The 25,032-nt window shown below is 59.9% G+C and carries 18 protein-coding genes; 9 read left to right on the plus strand and 9 right to left on the minus strand.

What is annotated here, in order from left to right:
* Positions 1–58 precede the first annotated feature (58 nt).
* Entirely contained in the window at positions 59–1,360 is a 1,302-nt protein-coding gene (locus tag G5S37_RS21385) for a PQQ-binding-like beta-propeller repeat protein (RefSeq protein ID WP_165206475.1), read from the minus strand.
* A gap of 99 nt (positions 1,361–1,459) precedes the next feature.
* Complete coding sequence (locus G5S37_RS21390) at positions 1,460–2,392, minus strand: cation diffusion facilitator family transporter (RefSeq protein ID WP_165206476.1); 933 nt, start codon at positions 2,390–2,392, stop codon at positions 1,460–1,462.
* A 294-nt stretch (positions 2,393–2,686) separates the two neighbouring features.
* Between G5S37_RS21390 and G5S37_RS21395 the strand changes: the two genes are divergently transcribed.
* The 7 genes from G5S37_RS21395 (at position 2,687) to G5S37_RS21425 (ending at position 11,449) form a co-directional block, all read left to right on the plus strand.
* Positions 2,687–3,694, plus strand: coding sequence for a polyprenyl synthetase family protein (locus G5S37_RS21395; protein ID WP_165206477.1), 1,008 nt, complete (start codon positions 2,687–2,689; stop codon positions 3,692–3,694).
* Between the two features lie 72 nt (positions 3,695–3,766).
* Positions 3,767–4,465, plus strand: a complete 699-nt coding sequence (radC, locus tag G5S37_RS21400) for a DNA repair protein RadC (protein WP_165206478.1) — start codon at positions 3,767–3,769, stop codon at positions 4,463–4,465.
* A gap of 228 nt (positions 4,466–4,693) precedes the next feature.
* Positions 4,694–5,488 (plus strand): acyl-ACP--UDP-N-acetylglucosamine O-acyltransferase, encoded by a 795-nt coding sequence (gene lpxA / locus G5S37_RS21405; protein WP_165206479.1) that lies wholly within the window; start codon positions 4,694–4,696, stop codon positions 5,486–5,488.
* Between the two features lie 173 nt (positions 5,489–5,661).
* On the plus strand, positions 5,662–8,124 hold the full coding sequence (locus G5S37_RS21410; protein WP_165206480.1) for an LPS-assembly protein LptD: 2,463 nt from the start codon (positions 5,662–5,664) through the stop codon (positions 8,122–8,124).
* A gap of 166 nt (positions 8,125–8,290) precedes the next feature.
* The gene (locus tag G5S37_RS21415) at positions 8,291–9,613 is read left to right on the plus strand and encodes a UDP-glucose/GDP-mannose dehydrogenase family protein (protein WP_165206481.1); all 1,323 of its coding nucleotides are present in this window, start codon (positions 8,291–8,293) and stop codon (positions 9,611–9,613) included.
* 133 nt (positions 9,614–9,746) lie between these two features.
* Positions 9,747–11,000: a 16S rRNA (cytosine(967)-C(5))-methyltransferase RsmB gene (rsmB, locus tag G5S37_RS21420; protein ID WP_165206482.1), complete on the plus strand. Its 1,254-nt coding sequence runs from the start codon at positions 9,747–9,749 to the stop codon at positions 10,998–11,000.
* 74 nt (positions 11,001–11,074) lie between these two features.
* Positions 11,075–11,449 carry a S4 domain-containing protein gene (locus tag G5S37_RS21425; protein WP_165206483.1) on the plus strand — a complete coding sequence of 125 codons (375 nt, stop codon included), beginning with the start codon at positions 11,075–11,077 and terminating at the stop codon, positions 11,447–11,449.
* 19 nt (positions 11,450–11,468) lie between these two features.
* Here the strand turns inward: G5S37_RS21425 and G5S37_RS21430 are convergent, their stop codons facing one another.
* Genes G5S37_RS21430 through G5S37_RS21440 form a run of 3 tightly spaced genes read right to left on the minus strand, consistent with a single transcriptional unit; the run spans position 11,469 to position 13,453 of the window.
* The gene (locus G5S37_RS21430) at positions 11,469–12,008 is read right to left on the minus strand and encodes a hypothetical protein (protein ID WP_165206484.1); all 540 of its coding nucleotides are present in this window, start codon (positions 12,006–12,008) and stop codon (positions 11,469–11,471) included.
* Between the two features lie 18 nt (positions 12,009–12,026).
* Positions 12,027–12,452 (minus strand): DUF1801 domain-containing protein, encoded by a 426-nt coding sequence (locus G5S37_RS21435; RefSeq protein WP_165206485.1) that lies wholly within the window; start codon positions 12,450–12,452, stop codon positions 12,027–12,029.
* 59 nt (positions 12,453–12,511) lie between these two features.
* Positions 12,512–13,453, minus strand: coding sequence for a hypothetical protein (locus G5S37_RS21440; protein ID WP_165206486.1), 942 nt, complete (start codon positions 13,451–13,453; stop codon positions 12,512–12,514).
* Positions 13,454–13,603: 150 nt separating this feature from the next.
* On the opposite strand from G5S37_RS21440, the gene fbaA reads away from it, so the two are divergent.
* Together fbaA and G5S37_RS21450 are read left to right on the plus strand one after the other, a co-directional pair.
* Positions 13,604–14,635 carry a class II fructose-bisphosphate aldolase gene (gene fbaA / locus G5S37_RS21445; RefSeq protein WP_165206487.1) on the plus strand — a complete coding sequence of 344 codons (1,032 nt, stop codon included), beginning with the start codon at positions 13,604–13,606 and terminating at the stop codon, positions 14,633–14,635.
* A gap of 332 nt (positions 14,636–14,967) precedes the next feature.
* On the plus strand, positions 14,968–15,609 hold the full coding sequence (locus G5S37_RS21450) for a transposase (RefSeq protein ID WP_165206488.1): 642 nt from the start codon (positions 14,968–14,970) through the stop codon (positions 15,607–15,609).
* Between the two features lie 86 nt (positions 15,610–15,695).
* Here G5S37_RS21450 and G5S37_RS21455 read toward each other — a convergent pair whose 3' ends face one another.
* The 4 genes from G5S37_RS21455 to G5S37_RS21470 form a co-directional block, all read right to left on the minus strand.
* Entirely contained in the window at positions 15,696–17,336 is a 1,641-nt protein-coding gene (locus G5S37_RS21455) for a sialate O-acetylesterase (protein ID WP_165206489.1), read from the minus strand.
* A 105-nt stretch (positions 17,337–17,441) separates the two neighbouring features.
* The gene (locus tag G5S37_RS21460) at positions 17,442–18,194 is read right to left on the minus strand and encodes a metallopeptidase (protein ID WP_165206490.1); all 753 of its coding nucleotides are present in this window, start codon (positions 18,192–18,194) and stop codon (positions 17,442–17,444) included.
* Between the two features lie 81 nt (positions 18,195–18,275).
* On the minus strand, positions 18,276–23,279 hold the full coding sequence (locus tag G5S37_RS21465; protein ID WP_165206491.1) for an autotransporter-associated beta strand repeat-containing protein: 5,004 nt from the start codon (positions 23,277–23,279) through the stop codon (positions 18,276–18,278).
* A 266-nt stretch (positions 23,280–23,545) separates the two neighbouring features.
* Positions 23,546–25,024, minus strand: coding sequence for a DUF1501 domain-containing protein (locus G5S37_RS21470; protein WP_165206492.1), 1,479 nt, complete (start codon positions 25,022–25,024; stop codon positions 23,546–23,548).
* Positions 25,025–25,032 lie beyond the last annotated feature (8 nt).

Genomic DNA, 25,032 nt, shown 5'->3' on the forward strand with positions numbered 1-25,032 from the left:
ATAGCAAAAATTCACCCGCGTGCATTCGCGGGCAATTCCAGCTAAACATCCACTACGCCTATCGTCCCGCTACACCACTCTTCCGATCACCCACGCAGATCATCGACTTGTCTCCACGGATGAACATCTGGCCTTCACTCATGGCTGGCGAGGCAAACACCTTCTCACCCACTTCGCTCTCGGCCACGAGTTCATACTTGTCCCCAGGCTTCACAATGCGGGTCACGCCGAAGTCGTTGATGAAGATCACCTTTCCCTCTGCACTCACCAACGAGGCATGATGTTCGCGCATGCGCTCCTCCCACGCGATGCGACCGGTCTTTGCATCAAAGCAATGCGCCACACCCGAATCGGAAACCACCAGGCACCAGTCACCCTCGGCGATGGGTGAAGGCACATACGCCGCGCCCTGATTTGTGCGCCAGGCGATGTGTGTCTTCGTCACATCGCCCGCGCCATCAGGCTTGATGGCCAGGATGTGCTTTTCCGGAAAGCCGGCGGTGAGGAACAGATAACCAGCGTGATCGTTATACACCAGGGAAGCAACGAACTGCTCCGTAGGACCTTCCATCGACCAGATGACACCGCCATTGTCCGGATTGTAGCTCATCACGCACTTCGTGCCGCTGAGCACCATCTGCGTTTTCCCCGCGAGGTCGCGAATGATGGGCACGCAATAGCTCCGGGTGTTGTTGGGCCGCGCCACGCGCCACAGCTCTTTGCCATCTGCGCGCGACAGGGCCACGATGTAGCCATTGCCATCATGGTCGCAGTTCACAATGATCTTGTCCTTGTGAAGGATCGGTGAGGAGCAGAAGCCATGCTTGCTGGAAAAGAGTCCCGGGCGCACCTGCCAGATCAGCTTGCCCGTGAAATCATGCGCGGAAATCACCACCGTGCCCTTGGGCACCTCGCCCTTTGGGATCTCGCGTCCTTCATTGGCCTTCCGGCTTTCAGGAGTCTCCGTGTTGTCGAGGAAGGCGGTGAAGATCTTTTCTCCATCCGTAGCTGGCGTGCTGGAAGCCAGGCTGTTCAGCCGATGAATGGACTCCACAGGAGCCGTGAGCACCTTCGACTGCCAGAGCAGTTCGCCCGAGGCGCGATCCATGCAAAGGAGGAGCCGATCCCCGGTCTCCTGCACCGCGGCCACAGTGAAAATCTTGTCTCCCCACACAATGGGTGAAGCGTGGCCGGCGCCGGGCAGTTCCGTCTTCCACTTGATGGTCTCCGGGGAAATGGAGGTAGCAAACCCGGTATCCTGCGAAGTGCCGTCCAAGCGAGGACCACGCCACTGCGGCCAGTTTTCGGCAAAGGCGACGCTGCCTTGGAGGAGAACGATGAGGGCAATGGCTCGGAGCATGGTGGCGAAATGGATGGGTGCCGAAGACAAACGAAGCGGATGGCCGGTTTGTGTCAGGCAGCGGATGGAAACCGTGGTCACCAAGCGAGACTATTCCATCTACACCGCTTCCCGTGGCTTCTCCCGTTTCTCCGGCACGTCCTCATAAGACACTGGATCTTCTACCGGCTCCAAATGGGTGAGCGCGGTAAGGCGCGGAAGGCGTTCCCGCAATTCGTTCTCGATCTCCTCGGACAGCTCATGGCCTCGCGCCACGGTCCAGTCTCCGGGCACCAGCACATGCACGGACATAAAACGCCACGCACCGGCCTGACGGGTGCGTAATGCGTGGAACTGCACGCCATTCTCACGATGGTGATCCAGCACTTCATTCACCACGGCCATGTCCTCGGCATCCAGCCCTGTATCCATGAGCCCCAGCAGCGATTGCCTTACCAGCCGGACGCCCACGAAAACAATGTGTCCCGCGAGGAAGAGGCCGATGATGGGATCCAACATCTGCCACCCGGTGAACGCCACGAGACCCACCGCCACGATCACCGCGGCGGAAGTCCACACATCCGTCATCAGATGATCGCCACTCGCCTGAAGGGTGACAGAATGTTCCTTCTTTCCGACTCGGTAGAGCACCTGAGCCACTGCCAGATTGATGAGTGAGGCACTTGTAGAAAGCCACAGGCCAAGCCCGATGGCCTCCAGCGGCTCCGGATGGACCAGACGACTGATCGCCGTCCAAGCGATGCCCACAGCTGCCAGCACAATGAGCCCGCCCTCCATGCCGCTGGAGAAGTACTCCACCTTGGTGTGCCCGTAGGCATGATCATCGTCCGCGGGAATGGCAGCAACCTTCAGCGCCACCAGTGCGATCACCGCCGCAGCGAAGTTCACCAGCGACTCCAGGCCATCGGAGAGGAGGCCAACTGAGCCAGTGAACCACCACGCGGTCATCTTCAGCGTAAAGGTGACCACCGCTGCGGCAATCGAAAGCCACGCGTAGTGCGTCAAGGGAACCGGAGACGAGGCAGAAGACATGAAAGGGGGGTGCAGAGATATGCCCCAGCCCACCGGCTCGCGCCACCCGTATCGACCTCCATCTGGGGTCTCCCAGGGCGTCGCAAACTCCCTCCCCCAACGCAAAACGGAGGCCGGAATCCGGTCTGGCAGTCTTTGCCCCGACCTGCGCCCTATCTTTTCCGGGGTCTTTCATCATCAGGCTGTTGCCTTTGAGCGTATTTATCCTTAAGAAGCAGGCAGTGACGAAAAGTTGACTTCTGGCCGACTTCACGTTCCTTGTGAAATATTTCACAATCTCCGCTTACCTCACCCATGAAACTGCCCTCCTTCCTCAAACCAAAGGCGGCCTTCCCCTTTGAGTTGGTGAAGCCAGAGCTGGATCGCATTGAGCAGATCCTGCAGGAGCAGGCGCGTGCCTTTGACCCGGCTGTGGAGGGGTACGTGTCCTATGTCTGCAACACCTCCGGCAAACGCATCCGCCCAGCCCTCGCGGTGCTCGCGGGAGGTTCCACAGGAGGCGTCTCAGACGACCACCGGCGGCTCTCGGTCATTCTGGAAATGGTGCACATCGCCTCCTTGGTGCACGACGACATCATGGACGGCGCGACCCTGCGCCGCGAAGTACCCACCGCGGCAGCAAAATGGGGCAATGCCCTGAGCGTGCTGCTGGGTGACAGCCTCTTCGCCTACGCGCTGGAACTGGCGACTGAGTTCTCGGACTCGGGCATCTGCCGCCGCATCGCCCGCGCCTCGCGTGATGTGGCCTGCGGTGAGATCCTGCAGACGCAGCGCCGTTTTGATTTCAATCTCTCGCTGCCGGATTACTTCCGCATCATCGAGATGAAGACTGCCGCACTCTTCGCGGCCGCGACCGAACTGGGCGCACGGCTCAATGGCCAGAGCGATGCCCTGGTGGCCTCCATGGAGAGCTACGGCCTGAAGCTCGGCACCGCGTACCAGATCTACGACGACTGCATCGACCTCGTGGGCGATGAAAAGGCGATTGGCAAGACCCTCGGCACCGACCTCGCGAAAGGCAAGCTGACCCTGCCGATGCTGTACCTCCTGCAGGACGCCAGCGAGCAGCAGCGCATTAAATTGCAGCGCATGGTGCTCAAGGGCGAGCCGATGGATACGACAATCCTTGCCGGCATCGCCGACTACGCCGGTGCCATCGACCGGGCCGTAAGAACCGCGCGTGAAATGCTGGACGATGCGAGGAACAATCTCGTGGGCCTTTCCTCCACCGTCTACAAGGATGCCATGGTCACGGTCACCCACTATCTGGATGGCCTGCTGGACCAGTGCAAGGCTGCCTGATCGTCACGCGATCCAAGCCGCAACTTCACCTTCCGTCGTTGACGCCATGGCGCAACTTGCTTGGGTGCGCGCATGTCCGGCTCCCAGCGCATCCATGATCTTCCTGAGCACGATCGCCCTCGTGAAAGGCTTCTGAGACTGGGGGCGGAATCGCTGACTCATGCCGAATTGCTGGCGCTCTTCATCAACACGGGCATGCGGGGGGAGAATGCCATCCAGGTCGCCGAGCGCTTGCTGCGCGAGACCAAGAACCTTCGCAACCTCTCCAGGATGGGAGGCAAGGAACTGGCAAAGATAAAAGGACTCGGCCCTGCCAAGGCAGCCCACATCGCAGCCGCCTTCGAATTGGGTCGACGAGCCACCGTGGAGCAGGTGCTGGAGGAGAAACTCGACGAACCGGAGAAGGTCTACCGCTACCTCGGCCAGGACATGGCGCGGCAGGGTTACGAGACCCTGCGCATCCTGGTGCTGAATACCAGAATGGGGCTGGAACATGATGAAATGGTCTTCCAAGGGACGGTAAACGAGAGCCCCGCGCACCCACGGGAAATCATGCGCATCGCTGCGGTCCACCGCGCCCACTCCTTTATCCTCGCGCACAATCACCCCAGCGGAGATCCTTCCCCCAGTGAAATGGACCGGCGCTTCACCCAGCGCATCCGGCAGTGCGCGGAAATCATGCAGATCCAGTTCGCAGACCACGTCATCATCGGCGCCCCGCGACAGGGCAGTCAGCCATGGTTCAGCTTCCGGGCGGCGGGGTTGCTGTGAGCAAGCTTGCACTGTGAAGGGGAATGGAGCGACTGCAGCCCTGGGAGCAGCCCTGGGAGCGCTGGCCTCTGGCCGGCGTATTCATGCACCCGGCGAGCAGCAGCCGGCCAGAGGCCAGCGCTCCCAGGGCCCATGCGAAAAAGTCACCTCTTGAGGTGTGGAGTACCTACAACACATGGGTTGCGAGCTTGAAGGTCCCGCGCCACCATCGGCGCATCTGTCTCCATCATGGTTCATCCCACCGCCATCATCTCCCCCGAAGCCGAAATCGACCCCTCTGCCGAAGTGGGGGCCTATGCCATCATCGAGGGACCAGTGAAGATAGGCGCGGGCTGCAAAATCGCCCCGCATGCCCAGATTTTGGGGGACACGCTCATCGGTGAAGGCACCACCATTGGGCGGGGCGCAGTCATTGGAGAAACGCCCCAGGACATCGGCTTCACCACCGCCATCGCCAGCGGGGTGCGCCTCGGTAAAAACAACGTCATCCGCGAGCATGTCACCATCCACCGCGGCTCCAAGGAAGGGGGCACGACCGAGATCGGGGACCACAACTTCCTCATGGTCGGCTCCCACCTCGGCCACGACGTGAGGCTGGGGAACCGGAACATCCTGGCCAATGCCGTGCTGGTGGCCGGGCATGTGCACATTGGGAACAACACCTTCGTGGGCGGCAGCGCCGTGTTTCACCAGTTCATCCGCATCGGGGATTTCTGTGTGGTGCAGGGAAATGGCAGCTTCAGCCGGGACATCCCCCACTACTGTGCCGCCCAGCGGGTCAACCGCCTCAGCGGCCTGAATGTGGTCGGCCTGCGCCGTCAAGGCTTCAATTCGGAGGACCGGGCCGGTATCAAGGACCTCTTCAATCTTGTGTTTCGTTCTGGTCACAATCTCACCCAGGCCCTCGGCGCCGCCCGTGAGCGGACTTGGAGCGAACACGCGGCCAAGTTGCTGGCCTTCCTGGAGGCTCCCAGCAAGAAGGGCGTCTGCACCCTGTCCCTGCGGCACGAGGAGGACGAATAAAGTCCTCGCCCAGGCGGCCTTCCCACCGATGCCTGTCCTTGGGTGAACACTGGCAGATTTCTTGTCCTTTTCCTTGCCGCCTCCAGCCTGTTCGCCTATTTCATGGATTTTAACAACCTGCTCCCAACACCGTCCGCCACCGCGGACGAGCCCACTCTCCCGACTCCCGCACCATGAAGCATGTTCTTCCCCTCCTCGGTTGCGTCTTGCTGGCAGCCGCCAGCGTCCAAGGACAGTCATCCGACATCTTGGGAACGCTGACCAGCAACATCAACATCGAGGGCCTCGAAACGTCCTTCGATCCCACCACGGGAATCGCTACCGCCAAGGGCGATGTGTACATCAAGTACGAGGACACCGAAATCAAAGCCGCCCAGGCGGACTACAACTCCACCACCGGTGATGTCATCGCCAAGGGCAACGTGGTCGTGGTCAAGCAGGGGAATATCTACCGCGGTGAGAACATCACCTACAACGTCAAAACCCAGGAGCTCAGCGCCAACAATATCCGCAGCGCCCTTCCCCCGATTTTCTATCAGGCGGAAGACTTCCAAACCAACGCGGGCGAGCTGAAGCGCATCGACGGCACGGACTCCTACTTCACCACGCACGACGCCCAGAGCCCGAACTACCGGGTGAAGGCCAAGTCCATCACCATCTATCCGGAAGACCGGATTGTGATGAAGCACGTGAAGGTCTACCTGGGCAACACCCCGGTATTCTACCTCCCCTACATCGTCCAGCCGCTTAATGATGAGCTGGGTTACTTCTTCCAGCCGGGCTACACCAGCCAATGGGGCGTTTTCCTGCTCAACCAGTACGGGGTGATGCACGGTGACCATACCCTGGCCAAATATCACCTCGACCTCCGCAGCGAGCGCGGTGTGGGTGTGGGTGCTGACTTCCAGTCCATGAAGTGGAAGAAGCTGGGCAACGACAACTTCGGCCACCTGACCTTCTACTACGCCTACGACACGAATCCGGAAGAAGGCGTGAATGACTCCATCCGCCCGGACAGCCTGGTCGATGAGAACCGCTACCGCATCGGGTTCCAGCATCGCATCTTCATTCCCGGTCCTGCCGAGAGCACCTGGTACCTGGACTTCGACCTCACGAAACTGAGCGATCAGTTCATGCTGGAAGACTACTACCTGAATGACTTCCGCATCAACCCCGAGCCGGACAACCACGTCAAGCTGGTGCACCGCGACGACCGCTTCACGGCGACGCTGCTGGCCCGCTTCCAGATGAACGACTTCTATCACACGGACACCCGTCTGCCGGAACTCGCCTTTGACTTCACCCGCTCCCGCATCGCCAACACCAACTTCTACTACCAGGGCGAAACGACCTTGGGGGCCTATGCTGACAAGCTCTCCGAGAACGAACAACTCATCCTGCAGAGCAAGATCGCCCAGCAGAGAGCAGTGCTGAACAGCTTCGGCTCGGGTTCCGCTCCGACCGCAACGGTCATCGGACCTGATGGCGTCCCCACGACTGTGCCGATTGTCGCCACGGAACTGGCTGGCACCACCCTCACCTCGAACAACTCCGCCTTCCTGCGCGCCACTCCGCGCCAGCTCTTCACTCGCGACGACGTGGAGCAGGACCTCGAGGCCCTGCAGGGCGAGCTGAACGAAAACAAGTTCTTCCGCTTCCACAGCTATCATGAAGTGCTGTATCCGATGAGCTTCGGCGCCAATAACTTCATCAACTTCGTGCCCCGCATCGGTGGTGGCGCCACCTACTACGGAGACGTGGAAGGCGGCACCGAAGACATCGACTCAGACACCCGCCCGCTCTTCCAGATCGGCTTCGACCTCTCCGCGAAGTTCAGCAAGACTTGGGATGACGTGCACAACCGCACGCTCGGTCTGGATGGCCTGCGCCACATCGTGCAGCCCTACGTCAACTACTCCTACCTGGATGCGGGTGACGTCGAAGGCCTGCCCACCGTGGATCGCCTGACGCCCAGTACCCGTCCCCGCCCCATCGATGTGCCGCTCTTCACCGCGACGGACAGCTTCCACACGTGGAATGTGGCCCGCATCGGGGTGCGCAACCTCTTCCAGACCAAGCGTGACGAGGCCACGCACAACTGGGCCGGCCTGAACACCTACATGGACATCTTCATGGAGGACCCCGAGTTCGACCGCAGCGTCTCGAACCTCTACAACGACCTGTTCTGGTATCCGGTGCCCTGGCTTGCCTTCACCATCGACAGCCAGCTTCCCATCGGCAACAGCGACTTCAACTTCACGGAAGTCAACTCGGCCATCACCTGGATGCCCAGCAAGCGCCTCTCCTTCACGCTCGGTCACCAGCTCCTCAGCGACAACCCCCTCTTCATCGACAGCAGTCTGATCTACTCGCGTGTCTACGCCAAGATCAACGAGAACTGGGGCTTCTCCATGAACCACATCTACGAAATGGATGACTCCACCCTGGAGTACCAGAGCTACAGCATCCACCGCGACCTCGCGAGCTGGACCATGGCGCTGGGCGGCCTGGTGCGTGACAACCGTGGCGAAAATGAATACGGCCTGGTGCTGTCTTTCACCCTCAAGGATTTCCCCAACGTGAGCATTCCGCTCGACCTCGACCCGAATCCCACGGGCCGCGGCGGCAGCGAATAGTCCACTGCAGTCCTTTTCCTGACGTTTTTGAAACCCGGTGCACTCGCTTGAGTCACCGGGTTTTTCTTTGGGCGCAAAATACTGCGGCTTTTCCCTTCTCACTTGAGGCAGTGCGGAACGGAGCTTTAGTCCCCACGCCCCCACATCGCCTCACTCCCTCCCGCGCATGAAGCTCACGATTATTGGTTCTGGTTACGTCGGTCTCACCACAGGCGCCTGCCTCGCAGAAGTCGGTCACCACGTCATGTGCGTGGACAATGACGCAAGAAAGGTCGAGACACTCCTCGCAGGCAAGATTCCGATCTACGAGCCCGGCTTGGAGAACATCGTGCGGAAGAACGTGATGTCGAAACGCCTGCAGTTCACCACCAGCACCGAAGAGGGTGTAAACTACGGGGAGGTCATTTTTATTGCCGTGCCCACCCCGCCCCAGCCGGACGGCAGCGTGGATCTCAGCTTCATCGAGAAAGTAGCACGTGAAATCGCCGTGTGTCTCGACAGCTATCGCGTCATTGTGGACAAGAGCACGGTCCCCGTGAAGACCGGTGAGCGCGTGGCGCATACCATCCGCCGCTATGCCAAGGCCGGTGTGGAGTTCGACGTGGTGAGCAATCCGGAATTCCTCCGTGAAGGCAGCGCCGTGGATGATCTGATGAACCCGGATCGCATCGTGATCGGCGGCAACAGCGACCGCGCCCTGGCTCTCATGCAGAAGGTTTACGAGCCCTTCGTGGCTCCGGTGCTGGTGACTGACATCAACAGCGCGGAACTCATCAAGCACGCCGCAAACAGCTTCCTGGCCCTGAAGATTTCCTACATCAATGCCGTCTCCGAGATCTGCGAGGTGAGCGGTGCCGATGTTGAGAAAGTCGCCGAAGGCATCGGCATGGACAAGCGCATCGGTCGCAGCTTCCTGAATGCCGGCCTCGGCTACGGTGGCTCCTGCTTCCCCAAGGATATTGCAGCCTTCATCGCCATTGCCGAGCAACTCGGCACGCCCTTCACGCTGCTGAAGGAAGTACAGGAGATCAACAGCCACCAGTTCACCCGCTTCCTCGACGCGGTCCGCGAAGCCCTCTGGGTGCTCAAGGAAAAGAAAATTGCCGTGTGGGGCCTGAGCTTCAAGCCGAACACGGATGACGTCCGCTCCAGCGTGGCCATCAACGTCGTGGAGGCCCTGGTGGCCGAGGGCGCCGATGTCACCGCCTATGACCCCAAGGCGATGGACAAATTCAAGGAGCTTCCCGTCTCTTCCAAGATCAAGCTGGCAGCCAGCCCCCTCGAGGCGGCCCAAGGCGCCGAAGCCCTCATCATCGCCACGGAGTGGTCCGAGTTCGCTTCCGTCGATCTCGCAGAGCTTCGCAACGTCATGCGTGCTCCGTTGATCTTCGACGGCCGCAACCTGCTCGACCCCACCGCCGCCCAAGCCTACGGCTTCCAGTACCGAGGAATCGGTCGTGGTACCCTGTCCGCGGTGCCACAAGCGTAAGCAGCTGGCGCACGCTGGCCGTGGAGCCGTGCGTCCTCGCACTGTGTAGCAAACATCGATGGCTGCTTGTTCAGCAGCCAAAGCAGCGCTATGGTGACGGTTCCCACCGTTCCAACCATCTGCGTCCCGCCCCTTGTCCGCCACTCCTCCCCCTGCCCGCGCCCTCGCCCTTCAAGTCCTCCTCGACTGGGAGCGCGGTGAAACCTATGCCCAGGACCTGATCGAGCGTCACGCGGCACGGCATCAACTGGCGCACCGCGATGCCGCTCTGCTGCAAACGCTGGTGTTCGGAGTCTTGCGTAACATCAGCCTGCTCGACACGTGGCTGGATGAGCTGTGCAGCAACAAGCGCTTGGAGACGAAGGTGCACTGGCTCCTGCGCTTGGGCGTGGCTCAGTTGCTCGTTCTGGAGATGCCTCCGCATGCCGCGGTGAATGAGACTGTTTCGCTCGCGGACGGCAAGGCACGCGGCCTCGTGAATGCCGTGCTCCGTCGCGCGGAGCGCGAGAGGAGCGAACTCCTGGCCTTCGCCGAAAAGCTGCCTCCGCAGGATCGCTTCTCCCATCCCGACTGGCTCATCGAGCGCTGGAGCAAGCAATACAGCGAGCAGGAAGCGCTGAAGCTTTGCGAGTGGAATCAGGATCCTGCGTCCACCTACATTCGCATCAACCGGCTCCATCCTGAGCCGCTGAACGAGGCTGCCACTGCGGAACTTGCGAAGACCTCGAACCCCGAGTTCTTCCGGGTCGACACTCCGCCACGCGACTGGCTCGCCGCCGGGCAGTGTTATGTACAGGACCCCAGCACCGCTGTTGCCTGTGAACTGCTGGCACCGGAGCCGGGCGACGTCGTACTCGATGCCTGCGCCGCTCCCGGAGGTAAAGCGGCGTACCTCGCGCAGATGATGCGCAACAAGGGCCGCATCATCGCCACGGATGCCATGCCGCGCCGCGTGAAACGCATGGAGGAGAACTTCGGGCGTCTGCACGTGACTATTGCGGAAACGCCCGCCGTGGACTGGACCAAGGCCACCGCGGCCGTCTTCGGAGGCCTGCAGTTTGATCGTATTCTCATTGATGCTCCATGCAGCAACACCGGGGTCATGCGCCGCCGCGTGGATGTCCGCTGGAGGTTGCAACCGTGGTTCTTCAAGGAGATGACCCAAACGCAGTCGACCATTCTCGATGCCGTGGCTCCGCTGCTGAAACCCGGCGGCTCGCTGGTCTACAGCACGTGCAGTCTGGACCACGAGGAAAACGAAGAGGTGGTGCAGGCCTTTCTCCAGCGCCACCGTGGCATGCGGCTCAAGGAAACCCGCTCCACCCTGCCCTGGCGTGATCAAGTGGACGGAGCCTTCGCGGCTCTCATCACCAAATCAGCGCGCTGACGCAGAAAGTGCGGCGCGCACGGGATTCTTGACCTTTGGCGGCGAAAGGCCGATCCTAAGGGAAGCCCTCAAAAATGCGCGCTGACCTGTATCTCCATCACATCCGCATCTTCAAGACCCGCAGCCTGGCCACCCAGGCCTGCAACAAGGGCAATGTGCGCATCGATGGCCAGCAACTGAAGCCAGCACGCGATGTGAAGGTTGGCGAAACGCTGGAGGTGGATCGCGCCGAGCTGAAACTCATCCTCCGCGTGATCGATTTTCCTGCGAGCCGTGTGGGCGCCCCGCTTGTGCCCAAGTATGTGGAGAACCTCACCCCCGAGGAGAACTATCTGCGTGCTGCGGAAATCCGCCGTGAGAAGGAACTCGTGATGCCCGGCATCCTGGCGGCGAAGCCAGATAAGAAACAGCTGCGGCAGATTCGGGAACTGATGGAGCGGAATCTCTAATCACCTGCTTTCTCGACATTCACGCAGGGTCTGGTGTGTATAGATTCCAACGTTTCAGGACACCCGTGGGGCCATCGAGTTCAAAGTCCATGGATATGCCACTTCTCGAGTAAAAGAGAATAGTCTCCTCATCATCGACGTCCACAGACTCGGGTTCGCCAAACCATTCTCTCAGCGCTGCCTCGTTAGCTTGCGAGGTGAGCGTGAGCCCATCCAATGAACCTCCTCGAAGACGGGGTTGGGAAAACTTCAGTGCGTCATGTTCTGGCAGGCAACCGTCTGGTCCCATCAAAAAATAGAGGCTGCAGAATTTGCCATCCTCAAAGCCAATCTCGAACCCCTGAGGTGCGTACAGAAACACGCGATAGTCCTTCTTCGAATCCCCCCAACCAACCCGATCGGGTGTGCCCAGAAAAGAGGCCTCATTCAAGTCCGCGCCGAAACTGAGCGGGCCAAAACGCATATGACCCACGTCGAAATCCGGGAGTGGGGGACGAAAGCTTCCCCAGTGAATCGTAGGATCATTCTGGCGCCGAAAAAGTCTCTGGAGAAAATTCATCGCGAATCAAGATTGGACTCACTTGAGACCAGCGGCATCACTGCGAGTTCGTTTCTTATGCACATCCTTTTTGAGGGCAGATGAGTTTTGTTGATGGTCCGCCGCCTTCGATAATGCGATGCGTTGGATCAGTGCGCACGGGATCGCCTCACTGAGCGGAAACTGCAGGTTCCCCTTTTCACCCGCATAGCGCGCCGTTTCCTTCTCCAGCTTCGCATCCCCCTTCATCGGTGGATACAGGCCGATGTGTTTCTTGAAGGCGGCAAAGAAGATGAACACCTTTCCACCCAGAGTGAACGCGGGGATTTGATAGCTGATCTTCTCCTCTGCATCTGGTACCGCGGTCTGGATGGTAGAGCGTATTTCCTGCAGGATGGCCTGCACTTCGGGTGAGAATCCCGCGATGTAGTCGTCGATGTTCTCCGGCTTTTTTCTGGCAGGCATGGTCCAGTTTTATACAGGACGGGATCCGCACTGCACACGAGAAACCATCCTATCAGGCACTACTGGGGCGCCTTGGGCACGGGAGGAGGCGGCGGCGCGCCCTCGCCTTCAGGCCTTGGCGGAGGAAGCGGACGCTCACCCCGGTCTCTGTCCCCTCCAAAGCCGGGACCTCCCGGGCCACCCGGACCGCGTTGTTCACGATCACGACCCCAGTCCCGATCCCGGTCCCACGGAGACTTGCCCCATGCCTGCACAAATTCCGCCTTCGCGGCGCCGAAGTACGCCTCCCGGAGTTTCCTCCAGGCTTCAGGACGCAGTTCCGGAGAAGCCTCCTGGGCTCTTTGCAGAGCCTCCTTCACCGCAGGCACCTGGGCAATGCGGTCATGCATCGGCTTGGTATCGGTTTCGCGGCGGTCCATCTTCGCCCATACCTGAAGTTCTCCCCCCAGCCTCTGAATGGCCTGTGGGGCGAATTCCGGGTCTGCCGGGTCCGGCATGCGCGCCATCCCGGGGAAGCCGCCCGGAGGACGCACCTTCTCAAGAATCTTCACCACCTCGGGATCCGCCTTTTTCAGCGCTTCATGGAGCGCAGTGCGCATCTCCTCATTCGCCTTGGACATGCGATCACGGGCAGCGATCACCTCAGGGTCCTGCCAGGCCTTCTCAAAGGCCTCGCGCACCCTTTGCCGTTCCTCTTCAGGCAGCCCCTTGAACATATCCCCACCCCCACGCTCGCGATCCCCGCGAGAGTAGCCGCCTCCGTAGCCGCTGCCACCCGGGCCACCAGGGCCTCGGTTGTCAGACCGGTGCCAGCCTTTATCTTTGTCCCGGTCCTTGTCTCCCCCCTCACGAGGCGGCTTGTCCGGCCGCTCGGGACCATTGGCTGCGGGGGGCGGTGGTGGAGGCGGTGTGGAGGCGTCCTGCGCCAGGCACGGTTCCACGCCGGCCAGCAGCGTCACTGCTGTCGCTGCTGCGGTTGCCAGGAGCGCGGCGGATTTCATGGGCGACACTTTCAGCACGGCGGCGCAAAACGCAACGGCTGGATTGGCGGACTCAGTCTTCACAGGGGGATATAACCCGCCCGCGACCGAAAGTTGCTCGCCCCGGGCCGGGGGGTTGCATGGGCGCGATTCTTGCTTTATTCCAGTCCCATGCCTATTGCCACTCCCGCTCAGTACCGTGCCATGCTGGACGCCGCCCAAGCCGGCGACTACGCCTACCCGGCCATCAACATCACCTCCCTGTCCACCCTTACCGGTGCGATGAAGGCCTTTGCTGACGCGAAGTCGGATGGCATCATCCAGGTGAGCACCGGCGGTGGCGAGTTCGCCTCGGGTGCCTCGGTGAAGGACATGGCCCTCGGCGCCATCGTGTTGGCAGAGGCCGCGCATCGCCTTGCGGAGCGCTTCAATGTTCTCATCGCCCTCCACACCGACCACTGCCAGCCCGGCAAGGTGGAGAAATTCCTCAAGCCCCTCATCGCCGAGACAGCCAAGCGCCGCGCCGAGGGTAAGGGCAACCTCTTCAACTCCCACATGCTGGACGCTTCCGAGCTCCCGCTGGCGGAGAACATGAAGCTCTCCAAGGAACTCCTCGTTGAGTGTGCCAAGAATGAAATCATCCTCGAAGTCGAAGCCGGCGTCGTGGGTGGTGAGGAAGACGGCGTGGACCACGGTGACCAGCCGAACGAAAAGCTCTACACCAGCCCGGAAGACATGGTGGAGGTGTATGAATCCCTCAACGGCATCGGCCGCTTCATGTTTGCCGCGACCTTCGGCAACGTGCACGGCAGCTACAAGCCTGGCGCCGTGAAGCTCAAGCCCACCATCCTGAGCGATGGCCAGGCGGCGGTGATCGCCAAGTATGGCAAGGAAGCTGAGTTCGACCTCGTGTTCCACGGTGGCTCCGGCACCCCGCTGGAGGAAATCCGCGAGACCCTCGGCTACGGCGTCGTGAAGATGAACATCGACACCGACACCCAGTACGCCTACACCCGCCCCATCGCGGAGCACATGTTCAAGAACTACGACGGTGTGCTGAAGGTCGACGGCGAGATCGGCGACAAGAAGATCTACGATCCCCGCGGCTACCTGAAGAAGGCCGAAGCGGGCCTCTGCGAGCGCCTCAAGCAGGCTTGCGACGACCTGCGCAGCACGGGCAAGACGATTTACGGGAAGGTGTAAAGCGCCTGCTTAGACTCGATACCAATCACCAAAGCCGCGACTCCATGAGTCGCGGCTTTTTTGTTGTTGTGGCGTCTCGTGAGCCGGCACCGGGATCGTGGCCGACTTTCTCCGAAAGTCGCTGCACGTGAAAAGGCCCTTCAATGCTGCTTTCTCACTGAACGACGCACACTCCCAGCCCTCCCAGCTTTGTTTTTTTGTTTACACTATGATACAACAACCTCATTGCAGCTCGCGCAAAATCATGCGATTTGGTCAGCCATAGTGTCTCTTTTCACCCGCAGCGACTTTCGGAGAAAGTCGGCCACTATCCCCATCCCTCTGCGCATGCCATGGACTTCATTCCGTTCAATCCTTGGGAACATGTCGAGATCTACGAAGGTAACCTCCCCCACTGGCAGCAAAGGGGCTGCACTCACTTTGTCACCTGGAGGACAGAAGACTCCATTCCAGCAGCATTCTTGAGGCAATGGAGCCAAGCTCGCGATATCTGGCTGCGTGTTCACGAAGTGACACCTGAAACTCTCGAAAGACTGCCTCCGGAGAAGTTGATGGAATATCACAGTCGTTTCACTACGACATTTCACAATGAACTGGATCGCGGCCATGGTGCCTGCCTCCTGCGAAAACCTGCAGTGCGAAAAATCACCGAGCAAGCACTCCTCTTTTTCGATGGGGAGCGCTATGAGATGGGAAACTTCGTCCTCATGCCAAACCATGTGCACTTCCTTGTGCGCTTGAGAGAAGGCATCACGAGCAAAGAGCAATGCTTCTCATGGAAACGCTTCACAAGCGGTGAGATCAACAAGCTGGCGGGGCGTCGAGGGGTATTCTGGCAGTCGGAAAGCTATGACCATATTGTTCGCAGCCTAGAAGCGCTGGGAACCATTCAGAACTACATCGCTAACAATCCAGTGAAAGCTGGGTTACGCGAAGGAGAATACACGCTGTATCAGCCTGCGGGTTGGATGTGACAAGGCGGGCTTTTGATCTGAAGACAGGTTTCACCCGCAGCGACTTTCGGAGAAAGTCGGCCACTATCTGCGCGGGCACGCCTCGCTTACTTCTGCTCAGATGGTTTTTGCGCTTCGCTGGCTTTCTTGTTTGGCGTCGCATCAGCCCCTGAGGCTCCGGGATTCTTCGCAGCAGCCTTCGCCCGTACAGGCCGCACCGGTGGCTCCTCCAGCTTCACGGGCCAGTCGTCTGTGCGGAAGGGGGAAGCAGGGAGACCAGCACTGTTGAAAAGCGTGGCCTGGCAGTTGTCCGTCCAGGCATAGCGAACCGCGATAGGACTGGGCACGTCCGGACTGGAGACCTGGATTTTGCCATCCACGATCTCCGCCTTGGCGGGCTTCCACTGATGGTCTTCGCCGGCGATCACGAACTCCTTGAGTTCACCTCCTTTGGCGGTGAGGCCCTCTGCGTTGGTGAATGAGAGCACGACCTTTCCATTGCCCACGTCATGGCCATCGAGCGTCGGGCCACGGAATTCGTTGTTCTTTCCATACACAGTATTCAGAGCCCAGAGCCCGAGTCGCTGACCCACTGCCTGTTTGTTCTTGGGGTGAATGTCCTTGGCCTCGCCCACATCAATGGTCACTGCCATGCCGGTCTTCGGCAGCTTCAGCGTCTTCAGCATCGCTTCACGCACCAGGCACCAGCCATCGGCACGGCCGACGTAGTTCGGCAGCTGCACCCAGGCGAAGGGCAGTTGCTCATCACCCCAGTCCTTGCGCCACTCCGTCACGAGCAGAGGCAGGTGGTACTGGTAATACGCCGCCTTTTGAGGCGTCGTGTTGGCCTCACCCTGGTACCACAGGAAGCCGCGCAGGGCATAGGGCGCAAGAGGCGCGATCTTTCCGTTGTAGAGACCTCCGATATTTCCCTTGCGCTTGGTTGTCTCCACAGGATCCCGGGGCTTTCTGGGCAGGGGCTTGCCCGCCTCACGCGCCTGTGTCACCATCAAGTTCCAGCGCTCCAGTTGCTTCTCATACTGCGCCCGTGCCACTGCCGGGTCGAACTCCTTCGCGCCGACTTCCAGCGCCGCAAGAAGTGGTTTGAGGTCCAACGAAGCCCGCTGCGCCTCCGCGGAAACCCATGAATCAATCGGTGTACCACCCACTGAGGAATTGATGAGGCCCACAGGCAGCTTCAGCGCGTCATGGATTTCGCGCCCGAAGAAGTAGGCGGTGGCTGAGAAGGCGCCCACCGTCTCTGGAGAACACACGGTCCATTGGCCTTCGCACTCCGCTTGCGGTTCATTTGCCGGACCCGACCTCACGGTGAACATGCGAATCTGCGGCAACTCGGCAGCCTGCTTCTCCTTCTCAAAGTCCTTCGCCCGATTCACTGTCATGGCCATGTTGGATTGACCAGAGCCCAGCCAGACCTCACCCACGAGGACATCCGCCACCGTGATCGTGTTGGTACCTTTGGCTTCGAGAGTCGCAGGTTTGGTGGTGGCCTTCATCGGCTCCAGCTTTACCATCCACTTGCCTTGCTCATCCGCTTTGGTGTTCTTCGATTGGTCAGCGAAGGTCACCGTCACCTCCTCGCCCTTTCCTGCCCATCCCCACACCGGCACCGGCTTGTCACACTGAAGCACCGCGTGATCCGAAAAAAGCGGATGGAGCCGGACGACCGCCTGCAATGGGGCGGCCAGGATGCCAGACAAGGCTGCGAAGAAGACGAGTCGTTTCATCCGCGTGCAAACAGTCAGCGAGAACCGTTTCTTGCACGAGATGCGAAAAGCTGTCCCTCTCGTCTGTCGAGACAACGCAACCCGACCGAGCCATTCCGCAACAAACTAGTGTCCTGCTACCGGGCCCCAAATTTCCCGCAACAGGGTGAAGGTCTCAGGCTCTGATTCCTTCAGCTCTCCGTGCACAAATGGGGAGAAGTCATTCGTGCCGAAGTATGCCTCCGACATCTCGGCGAAAAACTCCTTGTGATTCGTCATCGCGTAGTGGCGGACTTTCGCTCCATCGATCTTCAGCACGCGAGCGCCACGCTCAGCAGCCACGTATTTATCCCAGACCTGCTTCACACGTGGGTTCTCGAAACCCAGTACCTGATCGTGATACGCATGGGAGAGCTCATGCAGCACACACCAGGGTTGGATGAAATTGTGCCGTGCATCGGCAAACTTCTCCGCCACGGGAATGTGCACGCACTTGGCCAGATCCTCGGCATAGCCATTTTCCTTGAGCCAGTCCACCGAGGGATGGTACTGCATCGAGGTGAGTTTGCCGTGAGACAAATCCAGCACGATTACCACCTTCCGGCACTTCGCGAGCGGCTCCGGCGCCATCACCGTGGAGATGTCGGTGAGCTTGGCCCTGAGCAACTCGAGAGCGCGAGTGCCCAGTTCAGCGTGAGCCGGGGCCAATAGGCGATCATCCACTCGCACCGTCCATCCCTCAATGCTGCGAGCGGTACGTGACGCAGGTTTCTCCGCGATCGGCGTTGCGGTTTCGGCAGGCTTCCCATTCTCAGAGTACAAAAAGCCGGAGAGAAGGAACAGCCAGAGAGTGGCGAGAGAGGCAATGAGCGCGGGCATCGATATCGGCAAAATACGGTGCCCACTCACGACCTCTCACGGATTCTTTCCCTTTCTTCAAACAATCATCCCTGCCAGAGTTCACCGCGTTCTCCTGCGGCGAAGCACTGCGGCGGAGAATGCCAGGGCGAGCAGCATCATGCGTCCCGGCTCTGGGATGACGGCGACCGAGATGACGCCGGTGGTGTAGATCTCACTGGTGTCCCACTTCAGCCCTGTGGCCAGATCGGGAAGCACGAAGTTCTGGAAACCACCGCTGTAATTGATACCGGGTATGACACCAGACCAGTCGAAGAGTTGCCAGAAGTCCCCCACCCCCCACGTCAGTCCGGACATCCCTGTGGTGTCACGCACTTCAAGGGTGCCTCCGATGACCACCTGGTTGGCGCTGTTGAGCACGAGCGAGTCATTAAAATAAATCGGATCTTCCCCCTCTGTATATTTATCGAAGATATCAAGCTGCACGGTACCGAGAAGGCTGATGATGCCGCTGGTTATCCCATCACCTCCCGTTTGAAGCGTGAGCTTCGCGGGAGTGGCACTCAGGAAAAACGGACGATTGTGCGAGTCTCCTACCATGAGCTTGGCGCCGGAGGATACGGTGATGCTGGTGTTGCTTGCGGGTGACGCCGCGCTGCCAGCTGCTTTTCCGATATAGCCAGAACCACCCAAGGTGGCACCCGATTGCACCGTCACATTTCCTGAGCCGGAAGCCGAACCCTTGATATTGGCCGCCAGCAACGTGCCTTCACTGACGGTGGTGTTTCCGGTGTACAGGTTATTCCCTGCCAAGGTGGTGGTCCCTGCACCGACCTTGGTCAGGCCATGTTCGCCTGAGATCACCGGATTCAGGATCAAATTGCCCGCGCCACCCACGCTGGAGTCGGATGCGAGAACGACGGAGGTGAGGTTTGCCGTGGCGGTGGCAGCGGCCGTGCCGTCCGGGTTGGTAATGGTCACCGTAGGCGCGGACTCGTAGCCGGAACCAGAGTCTGCCAGGGTAAAGCCATTGAGCACGAAGTTCTGCGCGTTTGCCACAGCGGTCGCAGTCCCGGGACTGCTGCCGGCGATGGCAATGGTGGGCGCAGAGGTGTAGCCCGTGCCGGGGTTGATGACGGTCACCCCAACAATAATAAAATTGGTGTCATTGGAAACGACGGTGGGATTGGTCCCTTGGGAGAGGACGGTGCCACCGGAAAAGATGGCAGTCTGCTGGGCGGCGGAGAGCGCACCGCGGAAACCGGTGCCGGGATTCGTGACCGTGATGCTGACCACTTTCCCTGATGCATCCAGATTGGCGACGCCGGTGGCACCGTTGGGCAGGACCACGGTGGGAGCTACCGAGTAGGTGGTGGTGCCAGAGGTAACAGTAAGGGCGGCGGTGGTAAGTCCAAAAACCGGCTGCAATACCGCCCCGCTGCCGCCACCGCCGGTGATGGTGATGTTTGCATCATTCAGGTCGAAACCCGCACCACCATTGGTAATGGTGATGCTCGCGGAGGAGAGGCCAAAAGAGCCGGTGGCGGCGGCAGACATTCCAGTCTCGGAGGTCGGCGGGGCGATGGTGATGGAGGTTCCCGCTGCCCAGCCGGTGGAAGCGGCGGTGGAGAAACTGAGAGAGGCGACACCACTGCCAAGGCTCGCCGTGGTTCCGATGTTGTTGTTCACCAACGCGCCCCCGCCACCTGCGCCATGGCCATTGAGGGTAATGACCTCCTGCACGTTTTCCTGGCCGTTGAGATCCAGCGTGGCCCCGTTCTCCACGGCGGTGCCACCCTTGCCATTTGTATAGCTGGCGCCCGTACCGCCAAGGGCCTGGGCATTGCCGAGGAGGAGCTTGCCTTCCTGGACGATGGTGCTTCCGCTGTAGGTACTGGCCTTAGTGAGTGTCAGGGAGCCTGCTCCACTCTTGACGAAGTCGAGATTGTTGTCCGCATGGTTGTTCCCCGCCTGGAAAGTAGTACCCGTACCGCCGAGTGATCCGGCATAGGTCTGCGAGCCGGAGGCCACTTTCACTTCAAGCCGGCTGGTGCTGGCAGCGCTCCCGCCGACAACTGCATTGGCCGTGCCGCTGCCGGTAGTGGCGAGCCCGGCGATGATTTGGGAATAGCCATTGAGCCGAAGCACGCCTGAGGTGGACGTGGAAGCGGTGCCGAGCGTGACGGTGGTGCCGGTGGGCAGGCGATCGTTGCCGCTGCTGATGGCGAGAATGCCATTGCGTACTTCCGTGGCACCGCTGTAGGTGTTGTCGCGCGCAGTGAGCACGAGGCCGCCATTGCCAGTTTTCACCAGGCCGCCCGGGCCGGTGACATTGCCGCCGAAGGTGAGCTGCGAGAAGGAGCCGGTGTCGGTGCCGTTCACCACCTCGATGCGTGAGGTTGTCTGGAGCACGATTTCACGGTTGAGCGTGATTCTTGGGTCAATACTCACGTCATCGGCTGTCTGGTCGGTCAGGCGGATCGCGCCGAGATTGTTGTAGCCGTCACCATTGATGACAATACGCCTTCCATCCGGATTGGTGGTGGAGGCATCCTGGAAGGTGCTGCTCGTGTCGTCAGTAATCGTGTAGCTGCCGCCGTTGTTCACGGTGATCAATCCAGCGTTATTGAGCTGTTCGCTGTTCATGATGATCTGGCCCTGATTGATGACGATATTGCCGGTGAAGGGGTTGAGAGCCGTACCAAAACTGATGGAACCCGTGCCCGTCTTGGTCAGGGTGCCGGAACCTCGGAAAGCGCCGTTGCCGACGCTCTGGTTTTCACCGGTGATCTCAATGGTGGCGCCCGCAGAACCGATCGTGATGAGATGGGTGCCTAGCACATTGGTAACGCCAGTGGCGGCAGCGACAATGAGGGTGGCGTTGTTGATGAAGACCTCGGAGGCGTTGGCACCGAAATTGGCAGAGGTGGTGACCTGCACCGTACCTCCGTTGATGTAGGTGCCGCCCGTGTGGGTGTTTGTGCCGGTGAGAATCAGGGTGCCGTCGCCGTCTTTGGTCAGGGTCGTAGTACCCGAAATCACCGAATGAACCGTGAGAGCTCCAGCAGTGCTGTTTTGGTGGATGATGATCTCACCCGTACTGGAAGCGAGGTTCCCACGCACACTGGTCGTGCCAATGCTGGTGGCTCCAGCCGTGGGTGTCACAAGGAGACCACCATTCTGCAAGGTGAGTGTATCAGCTGCTGCTGCAAAGGTGACTGCGGCAGCGCCTGTGATCCGAAGCGTGTTGCTTGTAGCACCTCCTGCTGCCAGCGCCGTGTTTCCAGCGAGGCTGGTGTGCAGTCCCGCGCCGAAGCTGCTGCTGTAGCTGGCCGCACTCAGCTCGGTGATGGAGGCCGATCCGTCCACGACGGCCCAATCACTACGATTGTAGGTCGCGTAGGATCCCAAGATACCCGCAGAGTTGTTCGCCGCGCTGGCAAAAATAATGGCTGTGCCACTGCCAGTATTGACGGTGGCGAAGTCGATCGTGGCTCCTGTGTTGCGCGTGATCGTACCGAGAGTCAGCACGACAGACTGATTTGCACCACTGGTCACAGTGATACGCCCTCCCCCTCCCCGAACGCCAGTGCCATTCCCGACAACCAAACCGCCAACGGTCTGGAAGGTCACGTCTGCATTGCTGCCCACCACTTCAAGAGAACCGCCATTGAGCGTGAGGGATGCTGTCTGGCTGAGCTTCGAAGTATTGTTCGCCGTGTAGTCCAGCACCAGCTTGCCACCCGATACCGTGGTAGCTCCCGTGAAGGTGTTGCTGCCTTTCAGAATCGCGGTGCCACCACCGGTCACGGTGAGAGTGTCGGTATCGCCAGAGGCGAAAGAGGTAGCCCGAAGCAAATTCCCGGTGAATGCCACGGTCCCGCCTTTCGTGGTCTGGATGGTCAGGCCCTTGGCGACAGCGGCGACAGAGGCAGTTCCGTTGCTGCCCAGAAAAACGTTCCCACTATAGGTGACCGTGCCGGAGTCATTGAGGCCGCCCAGCGTAGCGACACCCGTGTTGCCGCTGCGGAGGCGAATGTTGCGACCAATGGTCACTCCGCCTTTTCCGATGAGAAGAGCGGCATTGAGAGCCCCACTCGTATTGCCAACAAGCACTTCCGAGGTGGCGTTCCCCAAGGCGCCAGAGCCTCCTGTGCTACCGTTTGGAGCATTGGCGTTCACGATGGTCCGTCCTCCGTTGATGGTGGTAGCACCCGTGTAGTTGCTGGTGGAACCAGAAAGCACCAAGGTATGCGCCGCCTTGCTAACGGCGACGGTTGCCGAACTCGATCCGGTGAGTGTCCCTGAAAATTCGAAAACACCATCGGCACCATCCATATTTACACCACCATTGATGTTGATGGTCCCCGCGCCTGAGATGGCGCCCATGCTCTCTCCGTTTCCATTGAAGTCAAACGTGGCGCCCGCCAGCACATTGAGAACGCCCGCGCCATCGAAGAGACCGCCACTCGCACCCGCGAACCGCACGGTGCCGGTGCCTCCGATGTTCAACGTCATGTTCCCGACGCTGGTCAGGTCGCCGATATTGAAACTGCTAGGGGCAGTGTTGTTATTGATAAAATTCAACACCACGCCAGTGCCCGCAAAGGAGCCGGCAGTTTCAGCGTATTGGTTGCCATCGATCAGCGGCAATGTGAAGACACCCGTGCCGGCATTGATGAAGGTCTGCTTTGTACCGTTGGTGTAGATCTGGTTACCGCTGAGGATGAGGCTTCCGGATCCAGCGTTGGTCACTGTGGTATTGCCGCTGTACACGATCGGAGCGGAGATGGTGACAGTGCCAGCGCCGGTGTGGGTTAGCGTTGGCAGTTCGGCGAAGCTTGAACGGGCAAAGATGAGTTGGTTCGCGGTATCACCCGCCACGGTGACGGTGCCCGCCGTCGGGTTGAAAACCAGCTTGTTTAAAGTGAAGTCACCGAGGTTGTTGGTCGCGGTGTAGCTGGAGCTGCCGCCAAACTGCAACCGGGTGTAGTCCGCACTGACTGGAAGTGTTGCAGAATTCCACGAGGCCGGATCAGACCACGTTGCGTCACCCGTCGACCAGACGGACTGCGCCTGTACGACCACGCTGGTAAGAGCAAGCACCACGCATGCAAGACCCGCAGTAGCAGTCTTGAAGCGGGTTCGGAAATGGTGGCGTGAATGACGACGACAACAACGATTCGAAGATGGGGGCATGGGGGGCCCCGTTAGTAAGCAATCACTGCGTTGGCGCAGTTTCTATTGCGTGACCTTTCTGTTACGAAATAGAAGTGTGCCCAAACGCCGCGCGTTCTCGTGACTTTATCGTTAGAATAAGAAGACCAGAGATTTGTCGCTGTCTGGCAATCCGTTCACAAGCCCAGGCAGCATCAACTGATCAACGGCTTCACCAGATGCGCTTCTTCCACGCCCGTGAGCTTGCCGTCCAGGCCCTGGTGCTTATAAACAAAGCGCTCGTGATTGAAACCGAGGAGATGCAGAACCGTGGCGTGGAAGTCGCGGACGTGCACCGGATCCTTCACGATGTTGTAGCTGAAATCATCCGTCTCTCCATGGATCACGCCACCCTTGGCACCGCCACCGGCCATCCACATGCTGAAACAGCGCGGATGGTGATCGCGTCCATAGTTTTCCTTCGAAAGGCCACCCTGTGAGTAGATGGTGCGGCCGAATTCGCCGCCCCAGATGATGAGCGTGTCATCAAACATACCGCGCTGCTTGAGGTCCTCGATAAGGGCATGGCAGGGCTGGTCGATATCCTTGCACTGGCTGGGCATGCGACCGGAGACGTTGGAGTGGTGATCCCAGTTGTTGTGATATATCTGGACGAACCTCACCCCGCGCTCGGCGAGACGACGAGCCATGAGGACTGAGTTCGCAAAAGAGCCAGGGGTCTTCGCAGCATCACCATACATCTTGAAAGTGTGCTCCGGCTCGCTGGCAAAGTCCGTAAGCTCCGGCACACTCGCCTGCATGCGGAAGGCCATCTCATACTGCTGGATGCGCGTCTGTGTTTCCGGATCTCCGGTGCGCTGGAAGTTCAGCGAGTTCAGCGCATTGAGGCCATCAATGGTCCGACGGCGCACGGAGTCGGATACCCCGGGAGGATTATTGATGAAGAGGATGGGATCACCCTTGCTGCGAAAGGAAACGCCCGCGTGCTCACCGGGAAGAAAGCCGCTGGACCACAAGCGGGAGGAGATGGCCTGCTCCTGTTCACGATTGGTGGGCGTGGCCACCAAAACCACAAAGGTCGGCAGGTTCTGGTTCATCGAGCCCAGTCCGTAAGAGGCCCACGAACCGAGGCACGGCCGGCCTGTCACCTGATTGCCCGTCTGCATCGCCGCGATGGCCGGCTCGTGATTGATGGCCTCCGTGTGCATGGAGCGGATGAAGCACATGTCATCCGCACTCTTGCTCAAGTAGGGCAGCAACTCGGTATTCATCCACATGCCGCACTGGCCCGCTTGCTCGAAGCGAAACTTCGAAGGAGCGATGGGGAAGCGCGCCTGCCCGCTCGTCATGGTGGTGAGACGCTGCCCCTTGCGCACGGAGTCGGGCAGGTCCTTGTCATACCACTTCGGCATCTCCGGCTTGTAGTCGAAGAGATCCATCTGCGAGGGACCACCCACCATGTGCAGGTAGATCACGCGCTTGGCCTTCGGTGTGAAATGCGGACCGAGCGGATTGGTCCCCTTGGACGCTGAAGCAGAGGCCGCACCGGACGCCTGCTGAAGGAACGCCTCACCTAGAAGTGAAGTCAGCGCTGCTGAGCCAAGGAGGTGGCCGCCGCGCGTGAAGAAGTGCCGGCGGGTTTCCATGGGGTTGAACGGAAAGGATGCATTCATGACGGAAA

This window comes from Roseimicrobium sp. ORNL1 (assembly GCF_011044495.1).
Classification (GTDB): domain Bacteria; phylum Verrucomicrobiota; class Verrucomicrobiia; order Verrucomicrobiales; family Verrucomicrobiaceae; genus Roseimicrobium.